The sequence below is a fragment of the Desulfobacula sp. genome, from assembly GCF_021107415.1.
Genome location: NZ_JAIOSW010000474.1, coordinates 1 through 4,684 on the forward strand (window position 1 = coordinate 1; position 4,684 = coordinate 4,684).

Consider the following 4,684-nt stretch of genomic DNA (forward strand, 5'->3'; position numbering starts at 1 on the left):
AGGCATTAATTGAACCTCCTAAACCCGCCGCAATTACTTTGATGTGGAGTGTGTCCTGGTACAGGGCAGGATCTGAAGCCCCTTCATTTAAAGGAGTTTCAGCAGCCCATGTCTGGGTAATGTCTGAACCATTGTCTGTCCCGCCATAAGGACGATCCCCGGATTTATGCAGGAAAATTCGGCCATCCGGTGCAATGGTGGGTGAAAAAACACTTAAATGGCTTGGATCAACATCCAGACCATTATGCCGGAAGGTTGCCGGCCCGGTCTGGCTGCTGAAAGCCATCAACGGATTTGAAGGAGTTCCTGTGGAATCATTTGTCACATAAATCGTGCTGCCGTCCAATGAAAATGCCGGTGTTATTTTGGCGATGGATTCGCCGCCCTCAGGATTGCCTGACCAGAATTTTTTACCGGTATGCCGGTCCATTCCCTGGATTCCTTTGGGCCAGTGATAGGTTCCCACCACAATATCAGTGCTTTCCGGTCCTGCACCATCAAAAAATGACATGGAAGTACTGCTCAGGTTACCAGGGGCTGCCGTCTGCCATAAGAAATCATCAAAAAAGGTGTCGTTCAGACGATCTTCCGGAACCGTGTATTCAGCCCTTCCAGTGTTATGCATGTCCTTTTGTTTCATGGGCCAATCAGCGCCAAACGCAGTAAGTGTCCACACTGTCAACACTATCACAAGGATTGATATTTTTAAACCTATGTTTCTTATCATTAATTTCCCTCCTGCCCTAAAAATTTAGACGCAAAGCCATTGCTAAAAATGAAACAAGATTGTGTCGTAATTCATGCAAATTTTATTCCTTATTTCGGGAATAAATAGCTTATATTGTCAATTAGCCCGAGCAGTAAGGGGGATCATAGAATAATAAATATAATTTATTATTATGAATAAAATTTAACAAATAAGGAATGTGCAAAATGGGTAAAAAATGTTATAAAATTAGGTAATTAATGTAATAGTATTGGGTAAAATTTTTCCTAAAATTCGAGTAGAAAAATAGGCACTCGGGCTTGATTTTCTATTATAGCAGATTTTTTTGCCTTCCAAACAATTGCTTTTGCCATTGATATAGAGCCTTATTTTATCCCCATGTTTACCGATGGTAACAAATGGACATATGTGACAGACGAGGGTGAACAGGTTTTCATTGAAGTGATGCCGGGTTTTGAATCCTTTAATGGATATTCTGATGCAAAAAAAGTTAAAATTCTAAGTGTTGATGAGTTTGGAGTACCTGAAGATTATCATTACTTCCGATATTATAAAAAGGATGATTCAGGCTTTTATGAGCTTGGCTCAAAGAAATATGTGGATTATGGATCGGGTTTTACTCTTGATTACACACTGGAATACACAACGCACAAAAAAATTGTTTCCTTGGAAATGAATATAAATGATTCTTTGGTAACAAATGGAAGCTACACTGTAGGCGGCTATACCATTTCCTATGAATATACCACTGTAATTTTAGGAAATGAAGAAGTTACTATTCCATACGGAACATTTAATGCCCTTAAATTTTCCGCCACGCTGGTAAGCACACCCCCTGGATTTCCGACAGAGACATCTACCTCATCAATTGAATATGTTGGCAGCTCAAGCAACACAGTGGATCTGCCGGATGCATATGAGCCGGATGATATCCCGGCACAGGCAACGGTATTGATGATAGATGCTCCTCAGGATCATTCTTTCAGTGTTGGTGAGTCAGATTGGTTTGTTTTTCAAGTTCCTTAACAAAGCTCCTTGACAAGGATTATCATATTTTTTTAAATTAGTCGTATAATCAGTACGAACTTAGCGTTGGCGCAGTATTTGCTTGCATTCTTATAAGCTAAATGTTCTAACTCAAGAGTTCGGTGTTGGTTATCTATGTAACCGAAGGAGCGGAGCTGCGTTCTTTCAATAAAGCACTAAAAGCATAGTTGCATTTGAAACAATTTTTGGATAGAATATACCAGATTTTGTCAGGAGGGGTATGAAAAAAGCAATAATTACAGGAATAACCGGGCAGGACGGTGCCTACCTGGCTGAGTTTTTACTTTCCAAAGGATATGAAGTCCATGGAATCAAAAGACGGGCGTCGCTCTTTAATACAGACCGCATTGATCATCTTTACCAGGACCCCCATGAAAAAAATCGGAATATGGTTCTGCATTATGGTGACCTTACAGATGCAACCAACCTGATCCGCATCCTCCAGGAAGTTCAGCCCGACGAGGTTTACAACCTGGCAGCCCAGAGCCATGTCCAGGTATCTTTTGAATCCCCCGAATATACGGCAGACGTGGATGCTCTCGGCACCATGCGCCTGCTTGAAGGCATCCGGCTTCTCGGCCTGGAGAAAAAGACAAGATTTTACCAGGCATCCACCTCGGAACTGTACGGCAAAGTCCAGGAGACTCCCCAGACCGAGAAAACCCCTTTTTATCCACGCTCCCCCTATGCCTGCGCCAAACTCTATGCCTACTGGATAACAGTCAACTACCGGGAAGCCTATGATATCTTCGCCTGTAACGGAATTCTCTTTAACCATGAATCACCGTTGAGAGGAGAAACCTTTGTTACTCGCAAGACCACAAGAGCCCTGTGCCGAATCCATCTTGGAATGCAGGACTGCCTTTTTCTTGGAAACATGAATGCCCTGCGTGACTGGGGCCATGCCAAAGACTATGTGGAAATGCAGTGGCTCATGCTTCAGCAGGACAAACCCGAGGATTATGTCATAGCAACAGGTGAGCAGCATTCAGTCAGGGAATTTGTGGAAGCCTGTGCAAAGGAACTGGGGATTGCCATTAAATGGGAAGGAAAGGGTATTGAAGAAAAGGGCATCAATGTGGCCAACGGCAAGACAATCGTGGCGGTTGATCCCAGATATTTTCGCCCAACAGAGGTTGAAACCCTTCTGGGTGATCCTTCAAAAGCAAAGCAGAACCTTGGCTGGGAACCCAAAATCATCTTTGATGAGCTTGTAAAAGAAATGACCGGAACAGACCTTGAAGAGGCAAAAAGAGACGAGCTATGCCAAAGAGCTGGATTCCAGGTGTTTAATCATAATGAATAAACAATCAAAAATTTTTATAGCAGGAGCTTCCGGCATGGTGGGCAGTGCCATTATCCGGAATCTGGTAGATAAAGGATATACCAATCTTGTCGGCAGTTATCATTCAAGAGTTCTTAACGAACAAAAAGATCTGCCTTTACAAATGGTTCAGATTGATCTTAAAAACCAGGAATCAGTGAATCTGTTTTTTAAAACTGAAAAACCGGATTATGTCTTTCTTGCCGCTGCAAAAGTGGGGGGGATCCATGCCAATAATATCTATCCGGCCCAGTTCATTTATGACAACCTGACACTGCAGACAAATATTATTCATGCTGCCCATCAAGTCCAGGTCAAACGCCTGCTCTTTCTGGGTTCATCCTGTATTTACCCCAATCAGGCACCACAGCCCATGAAAGAGAAACACCTGCTCACAGGCCTTCTTGAACCGACCAATGAACCCTATGCCATTGCAAAGATCGCAGGCATTAAAATGTGCGAATCCTATAACCGCCAGTACGGCACGCGCTTTTTTGCCGTCATGCCCACAAATCTTTACGGCCCCAATGACAATTTTGACCTTGAAACCTCCCATGTCCTGCCTGCCCTGATCCGGAAATCCCATGAAGCAAAACTGTCTGGTACACCACAGGTAGTTATCTGGGGAACAGGTTCTCCCCGAAGAGAGTTCCTCCACGTAGACGACATGGCGGATGGAAGTATTCATGTCATGAAATTGTCCGATACTGACGTTGACAAGCACCTGACAAATTATCCCTCCCCTTGTTTTGTTAATCTTGGAACCGGTACAGACTGCACTATCAAAGAGTTAGCCCTGCTTATCAAAGAAGAGGTAGGATATCAGGGTGAAATTGTGTTTGACACAACCAAACCAGACGGCACGCTATTGAAACTTCTGGATGTTTCCCGCCTGGACTCCCTTGGCTGGAATGCTAAAATCTCATTGGAAAACGGGATTAAAAGTACTTATAACTGGTTCATTCGTAAAGGCGTTTGCTAGAAAGTTTATTTAATTTTTTATTCTCGCACAAAGCCACAAAGCCACAAGGTCACAAACATAAAAAATGGAAAGATATTTTAAAAGGTCTCTATGACCTGCATAAAGATGAGGCACGTTTTGAAAATATGGTGGCAGTGTCCCTTTTACGCATGGTTTACCGCTGGAACGAGCTCGGGCTTGGAGACTTTGATCTGCGATATATCCGCAATCATCAGGGAAAGGAAGTCGATTTTCTGATTGTGAAAGACAGACAGCCGCTTGCCCTGATAGAAGCAAAAACAACTCAGAGAACGCTTTCAAATTCCGGTCAATACTTTAAACGATATTTAAATATACCTTTCTATCAACTTGTTGAAAATTATAGCGATGTAGATGTTTTTAAAAATATTTTTTATCCTGAAACGCTTGAAAAAGCATTACGTGATTTTTTTGAAATAGGGGAAAGTTATTTTCAGGAAGAAAAGGGTTTAAAATTTTTAGAAATTGTCATAAAATACATTTATAAGGCAACGGAAATTAAAACGAGCAAGGTTGTGGAGGCCATTGACCCCATAACAAAAAAAGGAGGTGAGCTTGCCATGACAACTGCAGAAAAACTAAGACA

4 protein-coding genes and 1 pseudogene are annotated in these 4,684 nt (G+C 42.4%); 4 read left to right on the plus strand and 1 reads right to left on the minus strand.

Features of this window, described 5'->3' with window-relative positions; translation table 11 throughout:
* The coding region (locus K8S13_RS23680) for a hypothetical protein (protein WP_291466197.1) at window positions 1-727 on the minus strand (727 nt) is incomplete at its 3' end.
* Between the two features lie 378 nt (window positions 728-1,105).
* Here K8S13_RS23680 and K8S13_RS23685 point away from each other — a divergent pair.
* The 4 genes and pseudogenes from K8S13_RS23685 to K8S13_RS23700 form a co-directional block, all read left to right on the plus strand.
* Window positions 1,106-1,753, plus strand: coding sequence for a hypothetical protein (locus K8S13_RS23685; protein WP_291466198.1), 648 nt, complete (start codon window positions 1,106-1,108; stop codon window positions 1,751-1,753).
* A 241-nt stretch (window positions 1,754-1,994) separates the two neighbouring features.
* Complete coding sequence (gene gmd, locus K8S13_RS23690; protein WP_291466199.1) at window positions 1,995-3,080, plus strand: GDP-mannose 4,6-dehydratase; 1,086 nt, start codon at window positions 1,995-1,997, stop codon at window positions 3,078-3,080.
* Window positions 3,073-4,080, plus strand: a complete 1,008-nt coding sequence (locus K8S13_RS23695) for a GDP-L-fucose synthase (protein WP_291466200.1) — start codon at window positions 3,073-3,075, stop codon at window positions 4,078-4,080. Before gmd ends, K8S13_RS23695 begins: the two co-directional genes overlap by 8 nt.
* Window positions 4,074-4,684 (plus strand): annotated as a pseudogene (locus K8S13_RS23700) (hypothetical protein); the annotation flags it as partial. The gene K8S13_RS23695 and the pseudogene K8S13_RS23700, both read left to right, overlap by 7 nt.

Bases quoted from the DNA above. Each gene is read 5' to 3' on its own strand.
- K8S13_RS23685 (WP_291466198.1), top strand. From the start codon at position 1,106: ATGTTTACCGATGGTAACAAATGGACATATGTGACAGACGAGGGTGAA.
- gmd (WP_291466199.1), top strand. From the start codon at position 1,995: ATGAAAAAAGCAATAATTACAGGAATAACCGGGCAGGACGGTGCCTAC.
- K8S13_RS23695 (WP_291466200.1), top strand. From the start codon at position 3,073: ATGAATAAACAATCAAAAATTTTTATAGCAGGAGCTTCCGGCATGGTG.